26 protein-coding genes are annotated in these 23472 nt (G+C 37.4%); 14 read left to right on the top strand and 12 right to left on the bottom strand.

Going from position 1 to position 23472, the window contains the following annotated elements; all coding sequences use genetic code 11:
- Window positions 1-30 precede the first annotated feature (30 nt).
- On the top strand, window positions 31-591 hold the full coding sequence (gene thiT, locus MKY88_RS20605; RefSeq protein ID WP_328200050.1) for an energy-coupled thiamine transporter ThiT: 561 nt from the start codon (window positions 31-33) through the stop codon (window positions 589-591).
- Between the two features lie 162 nt (window positions 592-753).
- Entirely contained in the window at window positions 754-1509 is a 756-nt protein-coding gene (gene map, locus MKY88_RS20600) for a type I methionyl aminopeptidase (RefSeq protein WP_193833125.1), read from the top strand.
- Window positions 1510-1536: 27 nt separating this feature from the next.
- Here map and MKY88_RS20595 read toward each other — a convergent pair whose 3' ends face one another.
- A complete protein-coding gene (locus tag MKY88_RS20595; RefSeq protein WP_069482684.1) occupies window positions 1537-2250 on the bottom strand; it encodes a hypothetical protein in 714 nt (237 codons plus the stop codon).
- 200 nt (window positions 2251-2450) lie between these two features.
- Between MKY88_RS20595 and MKY88_RS20590 the strand changes: the two genes are divergently transcribed.
- A complete protein-coding gene (locus MKY88_RS20590) occupies window positions 2451-3260 on the top strand; it encodes a polyphosphate kinase 2 family protein (RefSeq protein WP_069482683.1) in 810 nt (269 codons plus the stop codon).
- 174 nt (window positions 3261-3434) lie between these two features.
- Window positions 3435-4022, top strand: coding sequence for a GNAT family N-acetyltransferase (locus MKY88_RS20585; protein WP_193833124.1), 588 nt, complete (start codon window positions 3435-3437; stop codon window positions 4020-4022).
- A gap of 71 nt (window positions 4023-4093) precedes the next feature.
- On the opposite strand, the gene MKY88_RS20580 is transcribed toward MKY88_RS20585, so the two are convergent.
- The 3 genes from MKY88_RS20580 to MKY88_RS20570 form a co-directional block, all read right to left on the bottom strand.
- Entirely contained in the window at window positions 4094-4657 is a 564-nt protein-coding gene (locus MKY88_RS20580) for a beta-class carbonic anhydrase (protein WP_025115818.1), read from the bottom strand.
- A 177-nt stretch (window positions 4658-4834) separates the two neighbouring features.
- The gene (locus tag MKY88_RS20575) at window positions 4835-4969 is read right to left on the bottom strand and encodes a hypothetical protein (RefSeq protein WP_255350107.1); all 135 of its coding nucleotides are present in this window, start codon (window positions 4967-4969) and stop codon (window positions 4835-4837) included.
- A 138-nt stretch (window positions 4970-5107) separates the two neighbouring features.
- Window positions 5108-6349 carry an aminopeptidase gene (locus tag MKY88_RS20570; RefSeq protein WP_328200053.1) on the bottom strand — a complete coding sequence of 414 codons (1242 nt, stop codon included), beginning with the start codon at window positions 6347-6349 and terminating at the stop codon, window positions 5108-5110.
- A 189-nt stretch (window positions 6350-6538) separates the two neighbouring features.
- Here MKY88_RS20570 and motA point away from each other — a divergent pair, with 189 nt between their 5' ends.
- A complete protein-coding gene (motA, locus tag MKY88_RS20565; RefSeq protein ID WP_036120556.1) occupies window positions 6539-7342 on the top strand; it encodes a flagellar motor stator protein MotA in 804 nt (267 codons plus the stop codon).
- A complete protein-coding gene (gene motB / locus MKY88_RS20560; protein WP_258269967.1) occupies window positions 7326-8090 on the top strand; it encodes a flagellar motor protein MotB in 765 nt (254 codons plus the stop codon). The genes motA and motB overlap by 17 nt, the downstream gene beginning before the upstream one ends.
- Window positions 8091-8147: 57 nt before the next feature.
- Here the strand turns inward: motB and MKY88_RS20555 are convergent, their stop codons facing one another.
- Window positions 8148-8369 (bottom strand): DUF1128 domain-containing protein, encoded by a 222-nt coding sequence (locus MKY88_RS20555; RefSeq protein WP_069482681.1) that lies wholly within the window; start codon window positions 8367-8369, stop codon window positions 8148-8150.
- 178 nt (window positions 8370-8547) lie between these two features.
- Between MKY88_RS20555 and MKY88_RS20550 the strand changes: the two genes are divergently transcribed.
- Window positions 8548-8874, top strand: a complete 327-nt coding sequence (locus tag MKY88_RS20550) for a hypothetical protein (protein ID WP_025115821.1) — start codon at window positions 8548-8550, stop codon at window positions 8872-8874.
- A gap of 22 nt (window positions 8875-8896) precedes the next feature.
- Window positions 8897-9814 carry a YihY/virulence factor BrkB family protein gene (locus tag MKY88_RS20545; RefSeq protein ID WP_328200059.1) on the top strand — a complete coding sequence of 306 codons (918 nt, stop codon included), beginning with the start codon at window positions 8897-8899 and terminating at the stop codon, window positions 9812-9814.
- 64 nt (window positions 9815-9878) lie between these two features.
- Here MKY88_RS20545 and MKY88_RS20540 read toward each other — a convergent pair whose 3' ends face one another.
- Window positions 9879-11783: a heavy metal translocating P-type ATPase gene (locus MKY88_RS20540; RefSeq protein WP_328200061.1), complete on the bottom strand. Its 1905-nt coding sequence runs from the start codon at window positions 11781-11783 to the stop codon at window positions 9879-9881.
- 260 nt (window positions 11784-12043) lie between these two features.
- Entirely contained in the window at window positions 12044-13579 is a 1536-nt protein-coding gene (locus tag MKY88_RS20535) for a fumarate hydratase (protein ID WP_328200063.1), read from the bottom strand.
- A 190-nt stretch (window positions 13580-13769) separates the two neighbouring features.
- On the opposite strand from MKY88_RS20535, the gene MKY88_RS20530 reads away from it, so the two are divergent.
- Window positions 13770-14570, top strand: coding sequence for a YwqG family protein (locus MKY88_RS20530; RefSeq protein WP_328200064.1), 801 nt, complete (start codon window positions 13770-13772; stop codon window positions 14568-14570).
- 42 nt (window positions 14571-14612) lie between these two features.
- Here the strand turns inward: MKY88_RS20530 and MKY88_RS20525 are convergent, their stop codons facing one another.
- Window positions 14613-14798: an SE1561 family protein gene (locus MKY88_RS20525; RefSeq protein WP_008173529.1), complete on the bottom strand. Its 186-nt coding sequence runs from the start codon at window positions 14796-14798 to the stop codon at window positions 14613-14615.
- 362 nt (window positions 14799-15160) lie between these two features.
- Here MKY88_RS20525 and MKY88_RS20520 point away from each other — a divergent pair, with 362 nt between their 5' ends.
- Together MKY88_RS20520 and MKY88_RS20515 are read left to right on the top strand one after the other, a co-directional pair.
- Window positions 15161-16345, top strand: a complete 1185-nt coding sequence (locus MKY88_RS20520; RefSeq protein ID WP_069482676.1) for an MFS transporter — start codon at window positions 15161-15163, stop codon at window positions 16343-16345.
- Between the two features lie 236 nt (window positions 16346-16581).
- Window positions 16582-17217: a hypothetical protein gene (locus tag MKY88_RS20515; protein ID WP_328200065.1), complete on the top strand. Its 636-nt coding sequence runs from the start codon at window positions 16582-16584 to the stop codon at window positions 17215-17217.
- Between the two features lie 332 nt (window positions 17218-17549).
- On the opposite strand, the gene rlmD is transcribed toward MKY88_RS20515, so the two are convergent.
- The 3 genes from rlmD to MKY88_RS20500 are packed head-to-tail and all read right to left on the bottom strand — an operon-like array spanning window position 17550 to window position 20756.
- Window positions 17550-18929 carry a 23S rRNA (uracil(1939)-C(5))-methyltransferase RlmD gene (gene rlmD, locus MKY88_RS20510; RefSeq protein ID WP_258269960.1) on the bottom strand — a complete coding sequence of 460 codons (1380 nt, stop codon included), beginning with the start codon at window positions 18927-18929 and terminating at the stop codon, window positions 17550-17552.
- Between the two features lie 37 nt (window positions 18930-18966).
- Window positions 18967-19791 carry a polysaccharide deacetylase family protein gene (locus MKY88_RS20505; protein ID WP_069482674.1) on the bottom strand — a complete coding sequence of 275 codons (825 nt, stop codon included), beginning with the start codon at window positions 19789-19791 and terminating at the stop codon, window positions 18967-18969.
- 56 nt (window positions 19792-19847) lie between these two features.
- On the bottom strand, window positions 19848-20756 hold the full coding sequence (locus MKY88_RS20500; RefSeq protein WP_328200066.1) for a TIGR01777 family oxidoreductase: 909 nt from the start codon (window positions 20754-20756) through the stop codon (window positions 19848-19850).
- Between the two features lie 158 nt (window positions 20757-20914).
- On the opposite strand from MKY88_RS20500, the gene recX reads away from it, so the two are divergent.
- The 3 genes from recX to MKY88_RS20485 are packed head-to-tail and all read left to right on the top strand — an operon-like array spanning window position 20915 to window position 22314.
- Entirely contained in the window at window positions 20915-21718 is an 804-nt protein-coding gene (gene recX / locus MKY88_RS20495) for a recombination regulator RecX (protein WP_083244744.1), read from the top strand.
- Entirely contained in the window at window positions 21715-22044 is a 330-nt protein-coding gene (locus MKY88_RS20490) for a YfhH family protein (RefSeq protein ID WP_008173513.1), read from the top strand. Before recX ends, MKY88_RS20490 begins: the two co-directional genes overlap by 4 nt.
- On the top strand, window positions 22045-22314 hold the full coding sequence (locus MKY88_RS20485; protein WP_069482671.1) for a YfhJ family protein: 270 nt from the start codon (window positions 22045-22047) through the stop codon (window positions 22312-22314).
- A 35-nt stretch (window positions 22315-22349) separates the two neighbouring features.
- Here MKY88_RS20485 and MKY88_RS20480 read toward each other — a convergent pair whose 3' ends face one another.
- Window positions 22350-23336 carry a metal-dependent hydrolase gene (locus MKY88_RS20480; RefSeq protein WP_193833109.1) on the bottom strand — a complete coding sequence of 329 codons (987 nt, stop codon included), beginning with the start codon at window positions 23334-23336 and terminating at the stop codon, window positions 22350-22352.
- Window positions 23337-23472 lie beyond the last annotated feature (136 nt).

Below are 23472 nucleotides of genomic sequence, written 5' to 3'. Positions count from 1 at the left end.
TCCTACATCGGAACAAAGGAGAGAATATGTATGGACAAAAAAAGACTATTAATGCTAGTGGAGATTGCAATATTTTCTGCGATTGGCCTTGTGCTCGATCAGGTCTCCTTTAAAGTATGGGCACAAGGTGGCTCTGTTAGTCTTGTCATGGTACCAATTATGTTAATTGCATTTCGTTGGGGCTTAGTAGCTGGCCTAACAACAGGCTTACTTGTAGGTGTTATGCAAACCATGTTTGGAGCTTATATTGTACACTGGCTTCAAGGTTTATTAGATTACGGCGTTGCTTTCACAGTTGTAGGGTTAGCAGCCATTGTACGCAGACCTTTACTTGAAGCAGCAAGTCAACTAAACAAAACAAAAATGGCGCTTTATATTATTGTAGGTACGGTGTTTGCAGGCTTCTTGCGATATGCAGCGCATACTACTGCTGGAGCGGTATTTTTTGCAGAGTATGCCGGCGATCAAAATGCGTGGATCTACTCGATTATTTATAATGGTACCTATATGCTGCCAGCAACAATATTAACAGCCATTGTGGGAGCGTTATTATTCACAGCGGCTCCACAACTAATGCAACGTAAAGCATAATGCCATCCCCTTCATATTGGTGAAGGGGTTTTTTTATGTAGTCACAATAGAATAGCACTTTGCCAAGGAGGCAGGCATACAATATTTAAAGCGTTTAGCGTTATACGCGTAAAAAGTTATGTTATATTAAAGAGTAGATATTAGATGAAAGGGACGTTATACATGATTGTAAAAACGCAAGAAGAAATTGAAGCTTTTAAAAAAATTGGACGTATTTGTGCAGAGATTCGTGAAGCGATGAAGGCTGCTACAAAACCAGGTGTCACAACACTTGAACTAGATGAAATTGCTGGCCGAATGTTTGCTGAGGCAGGTGCCATTTCAGGACCAAAAGGAGAATATGACTTCCCAGGATATACTTGTATTAGTGTCAACGAGGAAGTAGCGCATGGTATCCCAGGTAAACGTGTTATTCAGGAGGGAGATATCGTCAATATCGATGTTTCAGGCTCTTTAGATGGTTACTTTGCCGACACGGGTATTTCATTTGTAGTTGGTGATGGCTATGAAGACAAAGAAAAACTATGCCGTGTTGCCAAAGATGCTTTTGATCGTGCTATGACAAAGGTAAAGGCTGGCTCTAAATTAAATCAAATCGGTAAAGCTGTAGAGCGAGAAGCGAATGCTAATGGCTTAACAGTTATCATGAATTTAACAGGCCATGGTTTAGGTCGTTCTTTACATGATGAGCCAAATCACATTTTAAATTATTATGATGCATGGGACTCTACGATTATGAAAGAGGGCATGGTTCTTGCAGTTGAGCCATTTATCTCAGCAAAAGCAGAGCATATTGTAGAAGCTGGTGATGGTTGGACATTCATTACACCTGATAAGTCTCTTGTTGCTCAAATTGAACATTCAGTAATTGTTACAAAAGAAAAACCAATTATCCTTACTTCATTAGACGAAGAATAGGATTACAAAAAAATCCTGCACACCAAATTACTTTTGGTAGGCAGGATTTTTTTTAATGAATAAAATACCAACTAAGAGTACACCACATAAAAATAACGCAGCTGTTGTTACGAGTAGCTCATCAAAACCATTATGTAAAGCGATTCCTATATAAGCCCATATAAAAACACTTGGATACATGATATCAAAGTGATGAAAGCGGATATGTAGCGCAATGGCTCCACCTAATGTCAGTAAAATAACTGCCCAAAGAGGAGTACTTAGACCAAAACCGTTCCAACCATAAGCTGTTAACGTAAAGCTAATATTTGTGATAAAAATAAATGTCATCCATGCAAAATAAATGGCGAAAGGAATACGCCCCGACAGTGATTTGTCATGAAGTGGATACGTATTGTACAACATAAATAAATACAAGACTAAGAGTAAGGTAATGCCGAGAGAAACAATAAATAATTCATGATGCCATACGTATATCGTTAATGCTTGTAAAATATTTATGCAACTAAAGAGCGCAGACTGTTTCATAGATGTCTTTTTGATGTTCATCACTAACCAATAACCGGTGAATAAATAAATGACAATCCAAATTACATGACTTCCATCAACAGGTGCAAATACCACCGAAAAACGATTAGAAATTTCTAAAAAAGATTGACCGTTAAGTTTCGTGAAAAAGGATGAAAAGGTTAGGATGAGTGAGACAATATAAGAAATTGTCATCAATAAAAATCGAGGCATGCTTTCCTCTCCCTTCGAGTTAGATTGTATAGGGAAAAGACAAATAAGTATAGTACCGTCACTCAATTTATTATAACGGAAATTTCCATCAATGTATCGTGTTGTTTTGCTAATTCTATCTACAATTTACCATCTCAATAGGCATCCATTTATTTCTTTAGTACAATAAGAATATATCCAGATTAAAGGAGTGAAGCTTTATGACGCAAAACATAAAAAATTTAGACCTATCTATTGAACTAGATAAAAAGATGTATAAAAAGAAATTAAAAGTACTCCAATATGAAATGTTAAATGCCCAACAATTTTTATTAAAAAATAAAATAGGTTTAATTTTAGTGTTTGAAGGTATGGATGCGGCTGGTAAAGGAGGAGCGATAAAACGTTTAATTGAACGTGTCGATCCACGTGGCTATGTCGTCCATCCAATTTCAGCTCCACAGCCACATGAATTACGCTATAACTATTTACAGCGGTTCTGGAGAAAGCTACCTCAGCACGGGCAGATCGCTGTTTTCGATCGTTCATGGTATGGTCGTGTATTAGTAGAACGAATTGAAGGATTCGCGACGAAGGACGAATGGTCTCGTGCTTATGAGGAGATTAATAATTTTGAAAAGATTTTAACCGCGGGAGACTACATAATTATTAAGTTTTGGCTACATGTTTCAGATGAAGAGCAATTAAAGCGTTTTAAGGAACGAGAACAAAATCCATATAAATCTTGGAAGTTAACAGACGAAGATTGGCGTAATCGAGAAAAGTCACCGCAATATATTGAGGCTGCCAATGAAATGTTTGAAAAGACCGATAAGAAAAATGCTCCGTGGGTTTTAGTAGCTGGAAACGATAAAAAATATGCGCGTGTGCAGGTGCTACAAGAAACGCTTGCACATATTGAACGCGAGGCACTGAAACGTGGGCTTCATTTAACAAATGTATTGGACAAGGCACATTTAGAGGATGCTGAGTCATCTAGCCTGGACATATTAAATGAGAAAAAGAAGTGAAAAATAAAATGTGAAATGATGGTGCTATGACTTAAGACATAAGCTGTTTTAGTTGTAGCAGCATCTTTTTTTACATACAATAAGGTAAAACTAGGGTTAACCCCCTTAATTTCCGGTGGTTGAGAAAGTAGTAAAAGTTGTTATCGATATTGATTGGAAGGCTAGTGTGGAGAAATGGTGTTTAAAATTTGGAATTTATTAAGAAAAAAGGATGGGAATGTGGTAACAATAAAGGGGGATAAATGCTACATCCGCACATTCCAAGAAAATGATGCACGAAGTTTAACAGGTCTCGTAAGCCGCAATAAATACTTTTGGTCAACCTATGAGCCTTTACAAAGACCTGAATACTATACAATCGACGCGCAATATAAAAAAATTCAAGAAAGTTTATATTTAATGGATTCAAAGCGAGAATTTACTTTTGGTATTTTTGAGCATGGTACTAATAATCTAATAGGACATATTGCACTATATGCTGTAAAACGATTACCCTACTCAAGTGCATTTGTGGGATATGCTATGGATGAAATTTACGTTGGTAAGGGAATTGTCACTGAGGCAGTGAATATGGTAGTCCGGTTTGCATTCGATCAAATTGGGCTACATCGAGTGGAGGCATATGTATCAACCCAAAATAATCCCTCTATGCGTGTCTTAGAGAAGGCGGGCTTTCAACAGGAAGGTCTTTTAAGAAAGCTTTTGTATATAAATGGTCATTGGGTCGATCATTATATGTATGCCCGTTTAGAGGATGAATAAATAAACAAGTGCCTTTCTTTTCAAAGGAAAGGCACTTGTTTATTGATTTGCTATAAATCAAGTTAGATAAACTATTGATGGTTACCGTTTTCAATTAAATCTAGATGACCTGTATTTGGGTCAATAATCAAACCATGTACAGGAACGTCTTTGACCATTAATGGGTGATTTCGAATCGTGTCGACACTTTTCTTAACACTTGTCGCTACATCACCAAAACCGCGTAAAAATTCTTTTAAATCAAAACCAGAATACTCCAGCATTTTGATGGTTTCTGGGTTAATACCTCTTTTAACCATTTCACTTAACATCGCATCAGGATCAACTGCGCTCATACCACAGTCATAATGTCCAACCACGTAAACTTCATCTGCTTGTAGGCCATAGACAGCAACTAATAAACTACGCATTACAGCACCGAAAGGGTGGCTTACTAATGCACCGGCACTTTTCACAATTTTTACATCGCCATTACGGAGATTCATCGCTTTTGGTAAAAGCTCTACAAGACGAGTATCCATACAAGATAAAACAACAATACGTTTATCAGGATATTTTGTAGTGATGAATGGTTCATATTTTTTCTCTTGTACAAACTCTTTGTTAAACTCTAAAATATCTTGTAACATTGTCATGAAAATTGCTCCCTTCCTTACAAAAAATATTTTAGAGCAAAACTTTAATTATGCAAACAATAAAGACTTTATTCAGACAATTTTTACAATAAAGAAGCAAACTTCATACACTTTAGCAGATTAAAAACTTTGAAACTATAAAAAAACAGCTACCTTTACAGTAGCTGTTTTTTTACATTAAAATTTTTCGCTTGGCTTTGGATCTACAGTTACTGAAGACTTGCTATCTAAACCAACTTGTAGGTAGTGGATGAAGAATCCAGTTGAAATTAATAAAACTGCTGAAAATCCAATAACAGTTGTAATGAACATTTTTAGAGCTCCTCTCTACTTAAATGATCTACTAATTACCCTAAACTAATTATACAATAGGATACTAGGAAAATCTAAGGATAATTTATGACATCCATAACATACTAGCCTAGAATACTATTAGTAAGAATGGATTATTTAGAATGCCCAATTTCCATCACGGAATATTGGGTCTTTTTGATTATCATGGGTAATGCCATCAATATTCATTTTATTGGAACCAATCATAAAGTCTACATGTGTCAAACTTTGGTTAATTCCATGCGCTGCTAACTCATCTGAAGTCATTTCTTTACCACCTTCAATACAAAATGCGTAAGCACTACCAATGGCTAAATGATTAGAGGCATTTTCATCAAATAATGTATTGTAGAATAATAAATTCGATTGTGAAATAGGGGATTGATGAGGCACTAATGCTATTTCACCAAGATAATGCGCCCCCTCATCTGTTTCAATGAGAGAAGCTAAAATTTCTTGACCTTCCTCAGCTTTTACTTCAATAATACGGCCATCCTTAAATGTTAATGTGAAATTGTCAATAATATTGCCGCCATAGCTTAACGGTTTAGTGCTGGATACAAACCCATTCACGCCTGTTTTTAACGGTGCAGTAAAAATTTCTTCAGTAGGCATATTCGCCATAAATGTTTGACCCTGTACGTTGGCACTACTACCGCCTGTCCAAATGTGATGTGCAGGTAATTCGATTGTTAAATCTGTGCCTGGAGCCGTGTAGTGAAGGGACTTATACTGTTTGCTGTTTAAATAATCGGCTTTGTCATGTAATTCCTTATCATGAGCTAACCAAGCCTCCACTGAATGTTCAAGATCGATACGCGTCGCCGCAAAAATAGCTTCCCATAGGGCATCCATTTGTTGATCCTCTGGTAAATCAGGAAACACCTTTGCTGCCCACGCTTTGGATGGAGCAGCGATAACTGACCAACTAAATTTATCAGATTGTAACATATGATAATAGTTCGCTAATGCTTGGCCAGACGCTTTTTGGAACGCCATTATTCTGTCACGCTCAATGTCTTTTAGTAAATCTGGGTTTTGTGAACTAATGCTTAGGAAAGCTGCACCATTTTCAGCCAGCCATTCGCGTTCTTGAACTTTCCAAGGTGGAAAGAAATCAAATGAGTCTTTCGGTGCTCCTTCATAGCGAGCACGAACAAGTTCGTCATCAGATAAATCGACAAATACCTGTTTTGCACCATTTTTATAGGCGATTTTAGTAATAATTTGAGCTAATTTTAAGTTATCGGTCGAACAGCTTATATAAAGATATTGATCTTTTTGGATATTTACTCCTACTTTTACCGCTAATTCGGCATATTTTAGTAATTTTGTGTTAAATGATAATAACAAACTCATATCCCCTTTCGAAATAAGACGGTTTAGTGTAATATTCTTAATTCAATATAATCAAAAATGGTCGAAATGTGAATAAAAAGCATTAATTACATCGAAAAATATTTAAAATACATTTATACTAGCATTATATATTTAAAATATGGAAAAATAGACGAAATTAAGAGTAATAGTAGATTTGGAGGTTCTAGAATGGATAAGTCGTCGGTCATAGGGTTAATAATTGCGTTTATAGCGCTATTAACAGGGATGGTAATGAAGGGTGTAAGTTTAACAGCTTTTTATAACCCAGCAGCTATCCTAATTATCATCTTTGGTACTATTTCCGCAGTAACAATTGCCTTTCCAATGCAAGAGTTAAAGCGTGTACCAAAGCTATTTAAGATTCTTTTTAAAGAAACTAAATTAGCAAATGATATTGAAATTATTAAGATGTTTTCGCAATGGGCTGACTTAGCTCGTCGTGAAGGGCTATTAGCACTTGAAAGTAAAGCATCAGAAATTGAAGATCCATTTTTGAAAAATGGTCTTACATTAGCGATTGATGGACAAAATGCAGACTACATCCGTGATGTATTAACAGAGGAAGTAGAAGCTATGGAAGAGCGTCATGCTAGTGGTTCTGCCATTTTTACACAAGCAGGTACATATGCACCTACTCTTGGGGTTCTTGGTGCAGTAGTAGGTTTAATCGCCGCATTGGCTGATATGAATGATATCGAAAAGCTTGGACACGCTATTTCAGCAGCTTTCATGGCTACATTACTCGGTATCTTTACTGGTTATGTTTTATGGCACCCATTTGCGAACAAATTAAAACGTAAATCTGCTTTAGAAGTGAAACAAAAGAGAATGATGATTGAGGGTATCCTTTCAGTATTAGAAGGGGAGGCTCCACGTGTTATTGAACAAAAACTGTCATCATACTTAACGATGGAAGAACGTCGTCAAATTTCTGGTGAAAGCGGGGCGGGTGGCCTTGGCAAAGAAAGCTAAGAAAAAAAAGCATGATGAGCATATAGATGAGTCTTGGCTAGTACCATATGCCGATATCTTAACATTGCTCTTAGCTGTGTTTATTATACTATTTGCTTCAAGTTCAGTAGACCAAGAAAAGCTAGATAGAATGTCAGCCGTTTTTAGTCAAGTTTTTGATGGCGGAACAAGCTTTTTAGAGCAGCCTGCACCAGTACCTAGTCCAAATGCAGATAGCGACCAAACACCACAACAAAATTCAGCCTACTTAAAGGATCAACAGGAGTTGGCTGAAATTAAAGATAGTGTCGATAATTTTATCGCTGTCAATGAAATGGAAGGTCAATTCGCTACAGAAATGACGGATGAAGGCTTACTAGTCACAATTCGTGATAGTATTTTATTTGATCCTGGACAAGCGACGATTAAACCGGAGTATATTCCTATTGCGAAGGAGCTTGCGGATGTATTAGTATCCAATCCGCCACGTAATATTGTTATTACTGGTCATACGGATAATGTTCCAGCGGGTCCTAACTTCTCATCAAATTTAGAGCTATCATTAATGCGTGCATCTAATTTTTATATGGTTTTATTAGACAGTAATTCACAATTAAAATCTGAGAACTTTAGTGCAAAAGGCTACGGTGAAAACCGAGCGATTGCACCTAATGATACAGCAGAAGGTCGTGCAAAGAACCGCCGTGTTGAAGTACTTATTCAACCGCTAGTGACTGAGGATGGCTCAGAAGCAAAGAATACACAATAAATTAAAAAAGCTATTAGCACTGACTGTTTGTCTCATGCTAATAGCTTTTTTATTTGCTTATTTACGTAATGCGCCCAATTCTGCAACAATTGCTTGCATTTCACTTGGACTAAATGTTTCTCTTTTCATAACCATTTCGTATAAATACGATAAGTCTTCGTAATTTGCTTCATCGAAATGTTCCGATTTCATTGCATCGACATTTACCATGCGAAGTTTATCCTTCATTTGATCAATCATATAAATAACGTTTTCCTTTGACGGGACTGACAAATCCATTTTTTAGCCTACCTTTCATACTCCTCGCACATATCATTTCATTGAATAAAAAAAATGTCAACTCCGTATTTGGGCATTGCTTTAAAAATAGACTGTTATTGGGTAGAATAAGGGCAGAAGACTAGTTTATTTATGAAATATTAGGGAATATGCAATTACACAAGCAGGGGGTTTTATTATGGGTCAAAGTAAATTATTAGTATCAATCGTAGCAGGAGCAGCAATTGGTGCAGCATTAAGCATGCTCGATCGCACTACTCGTGAAAAAACAATCGACACAACTAAGAAAATGAAAGAAGCTGTCACGTATTATGCAACAAATCGTGAAGAATTACAGGTTCTAGTGGAGGAGAAAGTACTGGCTGCGAAGGTGCTTTGTGAAAGTGTGTCAGATAATGTCAACACCATTGCAGAGAAGGTAGAGGAATTTAAAGAATTGCCAACTACGATTCAAAGTATGATTGATGACACAAAGTCAGCTTTTACTTTACCTCATAAAGAATAATTGTAGTTTTAGGAGGAGTTGTATGGAAAAGAAAAAGGCAACAATGCAAAATGCCTTTGGATTCGTCAAATCATTCGTGTCTCCTGAGGGGGAAGCGATTGATGTCATGACATCCAAGGGCTTTGTCCAAGATTTGATAGGTCGGTTAAAGCGGGTAGAAATTTCAGCGCTTTCCGCACAGCTCGCTTATTTCTTTTTACTATCATTCTTCCCATTACTTATTTTCCTCGTGACATTACTACCATATCTTAATTTGGAGACAACGCAGGTTTATTCATTTTTAGTAAATGTATTGCCAGATGAAGTTTATAAGCTCATTGAAAATACGTTGAATGAAATTTTAACAAACCGTAACAGTAGTTTATTGTCCATCGGGGTACTAGGTACGATATGGTCGGCATCTAAAGGTATTAACGCACTAATTCGAGCTTTGAATAAAGCATACGACACAGAAGGAAGAGCGGGTATATTAGATAGAGGGCTATCTCTTGTTTTTACTGTGGCTCTTGTTATTGTCATTGCAGTCGCTCTTCTATTGCCAGTATTTGGCCAGCAAATAGGTCATTTCCTATTTTCAATCGTTGGCATAGAGGAACAATTTGAATCGGTCTGGCATAATATAAGATGGTCAATACCACCGATACTTATTTTTATTGTTTTAATGGGTATTTACTGGTTCGTGCCTAATACAAGCCCAAGGTTGAAAATATTGGGTGTTTGGCCAGGGGCGGTGTTTGCTACACTTGCCTGGTTAGTGGTCACATATGCTTTCTCTTTCTATATTAATAACTTTGCGAATTATTCTGCTACATATGGTAGTATTGGTGGCGTTATTATTTTAATGCTCTGGTTATATTTTACGGGAATTATTTTAATCTTTGGTGGAGTATTGAATGCTACAATGCAGAAAAGGGCGTTACAAAAGGAAATTAATAGATAAGGAATTGACCGGATTAAAAAAATGGCCTCGCTTCTCGTAGGAGAGAAGCGAGGCATTTTTGTGATTAAACATTTTTATTCAGCATGCGTAAGCCATTTAAAATAACGAGAATGGTACTACCCTCATGTCCAATTACACCTAGAGGTAAATCGACTACTTGTAAAAAGTTAGAGGCAATTAACAAAATAATTACCCCAATTGAGAAGATAATATTTTGTTTGACAATTCGCTGCATTTTACGAGACAGGCGAACGGCATAAGCGATTTTAGATAGATCGTTTTTCATTAATACAACATCAGCTGTTTCTAACGCAACGTCTGTACCTTCACCCATCGCAATACCAGTAGTTGCGGTAGCCAATGCAGGCGCGTCGTTGATGCCATCACCAACCATTCCTACAAATTGATGTTGCGACAGCAAACGTTTCATTTCTGTTACCTTCGTTTCAGGTAGACACTCCGCTACATACTCTGTGACACCAGCTTCTTTTGCAATTACTTTTGCTGTTTTTTCATTGTCGCCAGTAAGCATGACTACTTGAATACCAAGCTCTTTTAATAATGACACAGCTTTCTTGGCTTCGGTACGGACAGTATCCTTTAAGGCTGTCAACGCGACGATTCCTTTTTGGTCACGGATGAAAATAACCGTTTTACCTTGTGCAGCAAGTTTTGCCGCAGCGCCATTTGCAAAATCATTGGCATGTTGAGCATTCACAAATTCAGGTTTACCAACTTGATATTCCTTGTTGTGAACGGTCCCTTTAATACCCCAACCTGGAATATCCTCAATTGTTGCTTGTGGTAAGACCGTAATTCCTTCCGCTTTTGCATAGGAAGTAATGGCTTGAGCAAGAGGGTGGTTGGACTGTGTTTCAATTCCTGCAAGAATAGCTAAAGCCATCTGAGATTCGAATCCATCGCGGACAATAAAATCTGTCACGACCGGTTTACCTTGTGTTAATGTTCCTGTTTTATCGACTGCTAATGCACCTAAAACACTGAGATGCTCTAAATGTAAGCCACCCTTAAATAGCACACCATTTTTGGCGCCATTTGAAATGGCTGCAAGTGTCGCAGGCATGATGGCTGCGACAAGTGCACATGGAGATGCAACAACCAATAAAACCATGGCACGATAAAAAGTTGTTGTCCAATCCCAACCAAGTACGAAATGGGGAAGGAACATCATGATGGCTACACCAAGTAAAACAAACTTCACATAAGTTCCCTCAAATTTTTCGATGAATTGTTGAGACGGAGATTTTTCACTTTGAGCACTTTGAACAAGCTGGATAATTTTTTGAAAAAGTGTTTCTGAATTGGCCTTCGTCATTTCCATCGTAATCGCACCATTTAAGTTTACGGTACCTGCAAAGATTTCATCACCTTCACTTTTTAAAACGGGTAATGGTTCTCCGCTAATAGCTGACTCATCAATGGAAGACTGTCCTCTAAAAATAATACCGTCGGCTGGAATACGCTCCCCAGGTTTGATTAATAAATGGTCACCAATTTGTAATGTAGAAACGGATACTTTCATTGGCTCAAAGTTGCCTCGAACTAACCAGGCTTCTTCTGGCTGAAGATTCATTAATGTAGATATTTCACGATGACTTTTATTCATAGCATAAGTTTCAAGTGCACCACTTACTGCAAAGATGAAAATAAGAATAGCACCTTCTGTCCAATAACCAATGGCTGCGGAACCGATAGCTGCTAATACCATTAGTAGCTCAACATTTAATTTCTTATCTTCTATTGTTTCTTCAATACCTTCTTTTGCCTTGGCAAATCCACCTACACAAAATGCAATGACATAAAGAAGAACAGAAGCGGTTGTTTGTCCGCTAGTATCTAAACGCCATGCAAGTAAGATGAATACACCAGCGATTAACGCAGCGATTAATTCTGCATGTTCTTTTGTTTTCTCAATTAAATTTATATTTTCTCGATTAGAGTATTCCATTCATATCCCTCCTGATAATGAAAATCAATATCAAAACCTTTAATTATAAACAATTTAATATGGTGTGTAGTTGAAAATGGATTTCAATTACCATATATATTATTTAGAATTATTATAACAAAGGAATTTATAGAAATAAAGAGGGTAGCTAAAAAAAAGGGGATTTTTATTAACAGAAAAAGGCACAGTCTATTCACTAGGAATATTCTGTGCCTTATAAAAGTGTGCAGTCAGAAGGGCTACTGCTTACTTATATTTAATTAGAAAACTCTTTCTGCGTGCAATGCAAGTTTTTCTAAAGATGATTTATCGACATCTGCGTGTAACGAGTTGCCGTGTGAATCCATTGTTACAACTGCTGTGAATTTTTCAACATTTAAGTGCCACATAGCTTCTGGAATACCGAATTCCATTAAATCAACACCATCTACACCTTTAATGCAGTCTGCGTAATATTGGGCTGCTCCACCGATAGCATTTAGGTAAACGCCACCATGTTCATTAAGAGCTTTTAATGTTTTTGGTCCCATACCACCTTTACCGATGACAGCACGAATACCGAACTTCTTCATGATATCGCCTTGATATGGCTCTTCACGAATAGAAGTAGTTGGACCAGCTGCTTTTACTGTCCAATTGCCTGCCTCGTCTTTTGCCATAACTGGACCACAGTGATAGATAACTTGTCCATTTAGATCCACTGGTGCATCATGGCTCATTAAATGATGGTGGATAGCGTCACGACCAGTATACATACGTCCTGTAATAGAAACTACATCTCCAACTTTTAGTGAACGAATTTGTTCTTCTGTAATTGGTGCAGTAAGTTCTACTACATTTGTTGTGTTGTCTTCTGTTGTAGCAGCCACTTCATCCTTGAAAGTAATTTTTTCACCTTCTTGGTAGTGCCATTTTATAATTTCGCCTGTTTGAGGATCGATGTCTACAGCCATACGACGGTAAGCCCAGCAGTTATATGCTACAGATACATAGAAGGAAGCTGGGATACGGTGCATAACCCCAATTTTACATCCTAGTAATGTTGCTTCACCACCGAAGCCCATTGTACCGATACCAAATGTATTAGAAGTTTTCACCACATACTCTTCTAATTTGGCAAGATCAGGATTTGGATTCGTATCTTCAACATGACGGAATAATTGTTCCTTTGCTAAATCGTAGCCAGAAGAACGATCTCCACCAATACCAACACCGATGAAACCAGCAGAACAACCTTGACCTTGTGCTTGGTATACAGAGTGTAAAATACACTTACGGATACCATCTAAGTCACGACCTGCACGACCAAGACCATCTATTTCACATGGAAGACTGTATTGAATGTTTTTGTTCTCACAGCCGCCACCTTTTAGAATTAATTTAATCGTAATGTAATCATTTTCCCATTGTTCAAACTTAATAACTGGTAAACCATCGCCAAGGTTATTACCACTATTGGCACCAGTTAATGAATCCACTGCATTTGGACGTAGTTTTGCATCCGCTGTCGTATCACTGATTGCTTTTTTAATCGCAGCTTTAATTTCTAATTGGTTTACGCCCACTGGTGTATAAATTTTGAAAGTTGGAAGACCAGTATCCTGACAAATAGGTGATACATTATCTTCTGCCATAATAATATTATTTGAGATTGTGTCTAAGCTCATTGCCGCACGTGTTCCAGCATTCTCAGCTTCTTTTGCTTTTTTAATCGCACGACGTACATCCTTAGGTAAATTCGTGGATGTTTCAGTAATTAAATCATAAAGACTTTTTTCCAAAGTTTGTAGATTCATTCGTGTATTGCCCCCCATAGAAAATTTGATTATTTCCACGTAACATTATACTCTTTTCAACTAATGAAAAAAAGAGGCCTTACTTATGAGGGCTAAATTTACGCATAGTTTAATAGTATTTTAATAGAGAGTTGATTTTTCAGAACGTTTGTTCCATAATAATGATAACCCACAATTAGGAGGAATTTGTATGTCTGCTAAAACTTTACTTGAATTACCGGAAGAATTTGAACTATACAGACCGCTAATAGAGGAAACAATGAAGCCTGTTGTCCTTATTGATGCGGATGCTGGGAAAACAACCTTGTTTCAAAGTAAGTTTGCGGGGGATCCTTATTTCCCAATTGCAATGGAATATCCTAAAAATGCAAGTGGACAACCACTAAAGCTTTTAGCCCAGGTTAATTTTGCCGAATTGCCGAAGCATTTGCCGAATTTCCCAGAAGAAGGGATATTGCAGTTTTATATTGATGGCTATGACGATGTATTAGGAATGGGCTTTGATAATGGAAAAAATCAAGAAGGTTTCCGTGTCATTTTTCATGATACCGTTATACATGATGAAGCGCAGCTTATACAAGATTTTTCTTTTGTAGAAAAGGAAGATGAGGAAATGTATTTTCCAGTAGAGCGTGAAATGACATTATCCTTTAAAACAGATTTTGAACCCTTATCGATTGATGATTACAAAGCCAATGAAATTTACAGTAATATCATAACGACGGTTGAAGATAACGAAACATTAGAAGATGCCTTTTATGATGCTTTAACTGGGGATGGACATAAAATAGGTGGTTATCCTTTCTTTACACAAGAAGATCCACGTGCATACGGTGATTATACAGACTCTACAATTTTGCTATTGCAAATAGATAGTGTGGGGGATGATATATTATGGGGCGATTGTGGGGTTGGCAATTTCTTTATTACTGAGGAAGAATTAAAAAATAAGGATTTTAGCAATGTTCTTTACAATTGGGACTGTCATTAAAAAACAAGCGAGCATACGTTGTGCTCGCTTGTTTTTTAAATTTTATTGTTCACGAGCATTAAATTGCTCCATTTTATCTTCTAAGTCATCCATCATTTGAATTAAACGATCAATATCATCTAATTCTGCTGTTTCAGGATCTAGGGCATCTAATACTTCTAAAAACATTTCAAGACGCTCTCTTAAATAGGTTACTTGCTGTTTTTTATCAGTGATTGGCTTGGACATACATACACCTCATTTCATCCCTTTCATCGTAGCTGATTTAGGCTGAAATTTCAATGTTTAGGTAGACACCTAGGACTAAGCGATTAATTTTAAAAATAAGTAGACGGAATATTTACAATATTGAGTATGTATGTTAAAGTTGTTTTAAGATAAAGTAAAGGAGTTGATCGAAAACATCTTTAATACTCTAACTCGAAAAGGAGGGAGTTTAAACAAGTACTCGGTAATAATCAAAAGCCGAATTTCGTGTTTATACAATTAAATGACAATAAGTATTCGTTAAGCCTTAGCGTAAAATCACATGTGGTGAGCGCTAAGGCTTTTTGGTATGCTGTTCTTTGGGAGATTGATTGGAGGAAAAGATGACATACTTCTCAGACTACAGCAAAAAAAGATTCACCATATTAGTAATAATTGTATCCATATCGGGCTTTTCGCAAGGGATGCTATTACCGCTCATTTCTATAATTTTTGAACGTGATGGCGTTTCCTCAGCATTAAATGGCTTAAATGCAACGGGCTTATACATAGGGACATTATTAATTTCACCATTTATCGAGCAGCCATTACGAAAATGGGGCTATAAACCGATTATTTTAATTGGTGGCGCACTTGTTTTTATCTCCTTATTGGCATTTCCTTTATGGAAAAGCGTCACATTTTGGTTTGTGCTTCGTTTACTGATTGGTGTTGGGGACCATGCCTTGCATTATGCCACCCAAACATGGATTACTAGTACTGCTGATCATAAAAGCTTGGGAAAAGGGATGGCTATCTATGGCTTGTCCTTTAGTATAGGCTTTGCTGTTGGGCCACTGATGGTAAAGTTGATTGAAATAGGTGAAGCTTTACCATTTATTGTTTCGTCAGTCATGTGTTTAATTGCGTGGTCTTTTGTATTCTTCTTACAAAATGAAAAACCTGAGCGCTTAACAGGTGATTTACATGCAAGAGGGTGGAAGCGTTACAAAATGGCTATTTTATTTGGCTGGATTGCCTTTTTAGGACCTTTTGTATACGGGTTCCTCGAATCTTCATTAAATGCATTATTCCCCGTATATGCACTGCGTAAAGGTTTTGAGGTTGGCATGATTCCAATTATTTTATCAGTCTTTACATTTGGTGGTATTTTAACTCAAGTACCATTAGGTGCACTGGGAGATAAAGTTGGGAGACGGAATATTTTGATGGTAGGGTCATTTGGTGGCGCTATTATTTTCGCAATTGCCAGCTTTTTAGAACATTCACAATTGGCTGTCGCTATAGCGTTTTTCTTAACGGGTACACTAGTTGGCTCGATGTTCTCTTTGGGGATTACATTTATGGCAGATTTAACGCCAAAGGAGCTACTACCTACTGGGAATTTACTCTGTGGAATTGCCCTAAGTATAGGTAGTTTAACTGGACCGTTTTTAGGTGGAGTTTATTTAGAATATGTAAAAAACTATAGCTTCCTTTTACTTGTAGCAATGCTGTTGCTAGTTGTGGCTTTCATATTACTCATATTTGGACGTCAAATGAACAAACAGACATCAATGGCAAAATAAAAAGAGCGGGGCTCATCTCCCGCTCAAAAACAAAAAAACGCCCAGCAAATCCGTGCTGTTATGGCGTTTTTTGCGTAACAAGGATGTTCCGTCCAAGTTACATAGGTTTGGCACCTAGAAAAGAATTATACAGATAAATTCTTATGAAATCAATAAAAATAAAAAGGGATATTTTGGACATTACTACTATTTTTAAATATAATGAAAGAACACTTGCTTAAGAAGGAGGTTTTATCATGACCGAAAAGAAAAAACTATCTATTCATCGCGCTTTAACAGAATTAAAAATGCTACAGCAACGCATTGAAGGGGCAACAAATGAGGTTAGCTCTGTAGTAGCCAATCGTAAAAGTAATCAGAAAATAAATGGAATAGAAATAGTTGAGTATGAAAAACAAATGCAAGCATCCTACGATAAAGTAATGGGCTTAATTAGCTATAGAAATAAAATAAAAGCTTTAGTTGTACAATCGAATGCCAGCACAAAGGTAATCGTTGGCAAGGACGAAATGACTGTCGCGGAGGCCATTGAGCGGAAACAATCTATTCAATATGAAAAGAACTTGCTAGAAGTCATGCAACATCAATATCGTTCCGCTATTCATACAGTCGCCAAAGAAAATGATGCATTACCGGCTAAACTGGAAACGTATTTAATTAATATATTAGGCAATAAAGATAAACAATCTCCGGAAGAAGTAAAATTACATACGGACACATTTATGAAAAGAAATGAGTTTGAAATCATTGATCCACTAAATGTCAAACAGCAAATAGAGACATTAAGTAGTCGGATTGAAGAGTTCGAATCAGAGGTCGATGCAGTCTTATCTGAATCGAATGCCACAACATTTATTGAAGTCCACGCTTAAAGGGATATGCATGGCCTTGCGAAAACGGAAAACGAAGAGTCGCTCGCGCTTCAAGGCATGTGTGTGAGTTTAAACATAAAACATGCCTTACACAAATGAATCTTACAATAAAAACAACCTAAAGGCTTAAAGGTTAAAGGTAAAAGTATAAAGTTTACGTGTCAAACATCTTTCTATAAAAGCTGAAAATTGAAGCTTTAAAAATCTTTTAAATCCTGGGGTAATGGTTGAGGTATCGACTTTTCTGGACCGTCCGTCATCCACCAGGCTGCTCGTGCTGTGCAACATAAAGAAAGGACGTCTCCATTTCTTTTGAGACGTCCTTTTTATGATTATTTATTTTTCAATACCAGCTTTGCAACACATTCTACCTGCGCTGTCTGTGAGAACATATCAACAGGTTGAATATACTCAACATGATAATGCTTCGATAGTTGCTGTAAATCCTTTGCTAATGTAGATGGATTACAAGATGTATAAACAAAACGCTTTGGTTTAAGCTTAAGCACGGTTTGGATAAACTCGGGTGCTAGACCAGTACGTGGTGGATCTACTGTAATAACATCTGGTGTAAAGCCTTCTTTGCGCCATTTTGCTAAAACACTTTCAGCAGTACCAACAGCATATTTGGTATGCTTGAAACCATGGTTGCGAGCATTTTTTCGGGCATCTTGAATGCTTTCGGGAATGATATCCATCCCGCGAACTTCTTGCGCTTGATCGGCTAGCCAAAGTCCCACAGTCCCAACTCCACAATATGCATCCACTACTGATTCTTTACCTGTTAATGCAGCTGCTTTTTTAATTTCATCATATAGATGAACTGTTTGTGTGGGGTTAAGCTGGAAGAAAGCACGAGCCGATAAGTCAAAGGCCAATTCGCCAAGCTCTTCATGTATCGTTTCTTTACCGTCAAGAACTATTGTCTCATCGCCAAAAATTAAAGAAGTTTTCTCACGATTAATATTTTGTGCAATGGAGACAATGCTAGGATCGATTTTTTTAATCCGTGTAATCAGTTCAGCTAAATGAGGAATTTCTTTACGAGTAGTTACAAGTACAACTTGTGTTTCGCCTGTACGTATCCCTGTACGTACTACGATCGTACGCACTAAGCCATCAAGTGTTCGTCCATCATAAATAGTGATATTTAATTTTTGTAAAATCTTACGTGTTGCAACAGTAATTTTAGAAGTGACAGGGTGCTGTACAAGGCAATCGTTAATATTTAGTAGCTTATTACTGCCTTCAACAAATAAGCCTGCATATACTCGCTTGCCTTCCTTACGTACTTGGAATTGACTTTTATTACGATAATGCCATGGATTATCCATTCCAAGTGTTTTTCGTACTTCCACTGTTTCAGCTAGAGGTTTCGCATAACGCTCTAAAGCTTGGATGACAATATCACGTTTTTCCACTAGCTGTTTTTCATATGTCATATGTTGAAGTTGACAGCCACCACATTCATTGTAGACTGGACAAGGTGCTTCCTGGCGGTGCTTAGAGGCTTTACGAATGGATAAAATCTCAGCTTCAGCAAAATTACGTTGTGTTTTCGTAACTTGAGCTGTAATTTCTTCGCCAGGAATAGCTCCTTTGACAAATACTACATTTCTTTTATAAAAACCTACACCTTCTCCGTTGATCCCTAGTCTTTTTATTATTAGTGGGAATTGTTGTCCCACGGTCATTGTTGTTTGCTGCGTCAAACGTTCCACGTCCCTGCTTTATAATGTCATCTCCCCATTATAACGAAGGAGCAGACGATTGCAAAGCAACAGGGAAATCTTCATATTCTAATACTAAATCATCAAGTGATAAGAAGGTATAGCCTTGTTTTTTGGCTTCTGCTATGAACATTGGCAAAGCTTCGGCATTATCTTGTGCAACAGTATGCATTAAAATAACGGCACCTGGATGCAATTGCTCCATGAGCGCATTATAGGCATAATCTGCACCACGTCGTTCATCTTTCATCCAATCTTTAAAGGCAACAGACCAAAATATATGACGATATCCTTCCGCATTTCCTACTTCTAGCAGTTTTGCATTAAAGGTTCCTTCTGGTGGGCGAGCATAGGTTGTGCGGTCTATGCCAGTCAATTCACGTAATTTTCCATCAAATTTTCGCCATTCTGCACGCATACCTTCTGGTGAAAGTCGAGCCATATTAGGGTGGCCATACGAGTGGTTCCCAATAGTATGCCCATCCTTTACCATACGTTTTACTAGGTCACTGGCGCTGTCTAAATAATGCCCCGTTAAAAAGAAAGTGGCAGGTACATCTTCTTTTTTCAATGTATCCAAAATACTTTCGGTAAAGCCGTTTTCATAGCCATTATCAAATGTTAGGTAGGCAATTTTTTTATCTGCCTTCCCTTTATAAATAGCCCCGTATTTATCAAGTAATTGATCTAGCTGTGCACCAGCCTCTGCCTGTTCACCATTTTTTGCACGCTTAAAACCCCAATGATGTTCATCAGAACCTGCAGCAAAATATGGATTAATGCTAATACCTGCGGCAATAATAAACGTAGCGATTACCGCACCTACAATATGTTGTTTCCACATAAAAAACGCATCCTTTCTTTTTCATTAGGATGCGTAAAATAGCTATAAATTATCCACTAATTCTGATCAATTAATAAGTCTTCAAGTGCTTCTGTTAAATGCGGATATTTAAATGTAAAATGATGCTTTTCTAACACTGCTGGTCGTACATGTTGACCCTCTAAAACAAGAGTGCTCTGTTCTCCAAGCGCCAAACGTATAGCAAAACTAGGAACAGGCAACCAATGTCGTTTGCTCATGACCATTGCGATTGTTTGCCCAAATTCTTTCATGCACGTAGCATGAGGTGCTGTTACATTGAAAGGTCCATGAATATTTTCATGAAGGATGGCGAAATATAAAGCACGTGCTACATCTTCAATATGTACCCATGAAAGCCATTGCTTACCAGAGCCGATTGTTCCGCCAACATGCATTTGATATGGTAACAGCATTGGTGGTAATGCACCGCTCTTTCTACCTAAAATGACCCCAAAGCGTGCAAGGGCAACACGAATTCCTAATTGTTCTGCTCGTTTCGCATGTCGTTCCCAATCATGAACGGTCGTGCCTAAAAAATTGTTCGCCGCATCAGTAAATGTTTCATCATAAATAGCCTCTGAAGAATGGGGGTAAAAACCTATGGCACTTGCATTAACCAGTACTTTAGGTTTTTTCGTGAGCTCTGCCATTATGCGCACTATTTCAAGTGTCGCATGCATCCGGCTCCAATAAATATCCTTCTTTTGTTTTTTTGTCCATCGACCAGTGTTTAAAGAAACTCCCGCTAAATTCACAAAGGCATCTGCTCCTTCTAATGCCTCTATTGGTAGTGACTCATCCTGCAACCATTGTACATAATGAATGCCATTTTTTTCGGAAGATGGACTCCGAGTTAAGACAAAAATATTGTGACCGTTTTCCAGTGCTAGCTTGATAAAAGCTTTTCCCACAAAACCAGTTCCACCCGCAATCACAATTTTCATAAAAAGCACCCCTTTTTTCAAAATTACACTTACTACTAAGTGTATCATTTAACACGTATGCGAACATCTAAAGTGACCCTAGAAGAAGAGGGATGAATAGCATCGAATAACAGATACCATAAAAAGAAATGTTATAATGGACGGGTGAGGTGTTGGCTATGCGTATGATTACGAAAATTGCACGTCAAAAAAACAATCCTGAACGTTATAATATCTATTTAAATGAAGAATATGCATTTCCTGTTGACGAGGCTATTCTTCTTCAATTTGGTTTAACAAAGGGGAAGGTTCTCGATGAATTTGAAATTCAGGAAATTGCCTACGAGGATGAAATACGGAAGGCATTTAATAAAGGATTAAACTTTCTTTCTTATCAAATGCGAAGTGAGCACGAGGTTAAGAAAAAACTTCTTACCTTAGAATTTGGTGAAGCGGTAGTTTTAGAAGCGATTCAGAAATTAAAATCGTATGGCTTTATAAATGATGAAAACTATTCCAAAGCTTTACTTGATACAAAAAAGGCGACAATGAAAAAGGGGCCGAGAGCTATTAGACAAGATCTCATTAAAAAAGGAATTGATAAAAACCTTCAAGATGAGGTACTTGCCACATATAGTTTTGAAGAACAAATCAAATTGGCCTTGCAGTTGGCGGAAAAAATTGTACGTTCAGAAAAAAGAAAGACGCCAGCACAAGTAAAGGCTAAAATTCAGGATTATCTGTTAAGAAAAGGCTATGCATTTCCGATTGTAGAAGAGGTGCTTAATCAAATAGAGCTGGAGCAAGATGAAGATAACTGGCAACCATTACTCGATGCACAAGGCGAAAAAGTTTGGAAAAAGTACGTATCGAAGTATACTGGTTATGAGCTAAAAATGAAGGTAAAGCAGACGCTCTATCAAAAGGGTTTTCCTATAGAAGTAATAGACCGTTTTATAGAAGAGAAGGAGAATGAGGAATGAACGAAAAGAATTATGCTGCGATGTCTGAGCATGAACTGCGTGAGGAAATTGCGTTTTTAAAAGAAAAGGCAAGAAAGGCAGAACAGCTTGGAATCATTAATGAATTTGCTGTATATGAGCGTAAAGCATTAATGGCAGCGGCTTATTTAGTAGATTTAGACACAATTGTTCCTGGAGAAATGTATCGTATTGATCGTTCAGATAATGAATTTTTCCAAGTCGATTATTTAAAGGGACGCTTTGCATGGGGACATCGTTTAGGCGGTGACAAATACCAAGAGGCACTACCTGTATCTATGCTGTCTCCTGTAAAGGTGGGCAAGTAAGTGGAAGAAAAAATTGAAAAATTGACAGCAGAATTGCTTGCAAAAAATCCACAAATGTCAGTTGGACGTGCCCGTGTCTGGATTGAATTATTATGGAGCGACTTTGAATCAACTTCAGCCAAAGCAGGATATGATTATCGAGGGGCAGATTATACAGAGAATCTTGTCCGCCAATTAATTACAAGCTATGGTGATAAACTACATGCCTTTGCAGGGCGCAATCCAAAATATGCCCACCTCCTAGATGCTAGCGATGATATGATACAATAATAAAACCCTGACCATTATTGGTCAGGGTTTACTGCTTAATTACTTGCACCAATTTGTAATTTTTTCTGAAGCTTATCTTCTGTAAAAATCCAACCTGTGTAAGATGTAACGATTTCATTATCGTCATTTAAATGTGCTACTGCCACAAATGGGTAGCGATTGTCACTACGATAACGCAGGTCGATTAAACGTACCTCCAATAAGCCGTTTTCAAGCTCAGAAATCTCCCATCTGTACATTGGGGAGAACGACACGAAGGCAGCTAAATTGGGGTCTTTCATGGCTGCATGAATAAGGGCAGTTTTAGGTAAAGGTTTAATTTCGAATTTATCATAAATATTAACAGTCCTGCCATAAGCCCGGCCAACATAATAATGTGTTTTAGACTTGGCGGCAATTCGCCAATGGAAGAAGCGCATAGTTGGTGCTACGATAACATATTCTTCATCTTGTATTGTACTGTGGACAGCATTTTTTACTGCTTTTTGAACAGCGAATCGCAACATATAATAAATCACGATAATGATATACATGATGCCAAATGTCCAAACAGGATTGGCTCCAAAAGCCCATAATACAATACCCAAACAATGTAAGGAAAAAATAATTGGATCAAATGTATTGATGACACCTAGAGCAACCCATTTTCTGGAAAAAGGCCGTATTGCTTGTGTGCCGTATGCATTAAAAATATCTACAAAGACGTGAAGAGCGACAGCTAAAAAAGTCCAAAGCCATAAATGAAACACATTTACGTCTTGCAAAATAAGGGATATAACAGCTGTAATTAAGATCGGCCATATAGCTACTGCCGGTAGTGAATGTGTAATTCCACGATGATGTCGAATATAGATGGCATTATTGCGTAGTTTTAACACAGTATCAACATCCGGAGCTTGTGAGCCAATTATCGTACCTGCCATGACGGCAGTAAAGGTCATTGAGTGATTTGCTACTATAGGGTCAGCTAATGCAAGACCGCCAAGGGCAATACCCATAACGAAATGTGTACCTGAATCCAAAAATATCCACTCCTAGTATGCAGTAAAATCGAGTACAATGTGCATACATCTTTATTTCATTTATAAATAACTTTATTCAATTTTTAGTCTGGTGACATTCGATAATGACGAATATTGTCAGTTATGGACGAATGTT

This window comes from Lysinibacillus sp. FSL R7-0073 (assembly GCF_038009065.1).
GTDB classification, from domain to species: domain Bacteria; phylum Bacillota; class Bacilli; order Bacillales_A; family Planococcaceae; genus Lysinibacillus; species Lysinibacillus fusiformis.
Note: the sequence above shows the minus strand (reverse complement) of the source record. Positions and strands in the feature narration are given on the sequence as shown.